The sequence below is a fragment of the Ruegeria sp. AB7 genome, from assembly GCF_056542625.1.
The window spans coordinates 1-598 of the sequence record NZ_JBQGAC010000027.1 but is presented as its reverse complement, the minus strand read 5'-3'; the positions used below and the strand labels follow the sequence as shown (position 1 = coordinate 598).

1 protein-coding gene is annotated in these 598 nt (G+C 64.2%); it reads right to left on the bottom strand.

Features of this window, described 5'->3' with window-relative positions:
* Positions 1 to 598 (bottom strand): AAA family ATPase (locus ACR0EN_RS21245; protein WP_480588585.1); only part of this gene is annotated, 598 nt, incomplete at both ends.

Here is a 598-nt window from a genome sequence, read left to right as displayed (position 1 = left end):
TCGGCCAGGGCCATCGCTAAGCGCCAGTTGCCCCCCGTCTTTCTGAGAAAGGCCGTGGCGCTCTTCTGAGTGATGCTCCCGAAGCGCGGGGCCAGGACATAGGCGGCCATCTCGCCCGCCTCCTGCACCGGCTGCATCACCACCTTCTTGGTGCCGATCCGCTGGCGGAACTGCTCCAGGAACACCCGGATTTGCGGGTGGATGAACTTTCTGGCCAGCAAGTCCGTGCCCGCGATCACCAGCCCCGCGCCGCCGATGTCAGAGATCGAGCGCAGCATCTCAAGGGTGGGCCAGCGCAGGTGATTGGCCTCATCCACGATGATCAGCTTGCCCTCGGTCCCCTGCCGGATGAGGCGCTGGATCAGGGTGTTGGATGTGCCGCTCGCATCGATGGGATATCCGGCCTTGGCAAAGGCATGCGCCAGCTCTTGCAGGCAGGTCTTTTCCTTCATGCCTGCCCAGGCCTCGATACGAATGGCCCCCAGCGTCTCGGCCAGCCAGTAGGTCGCCGAGGTCTTGCCGGTGCCCGGATCACCCGTGATCTGACCCAGGCGGCTGTATTGTGGCACGGACATCACCGTTTCGCACATCATGCGCG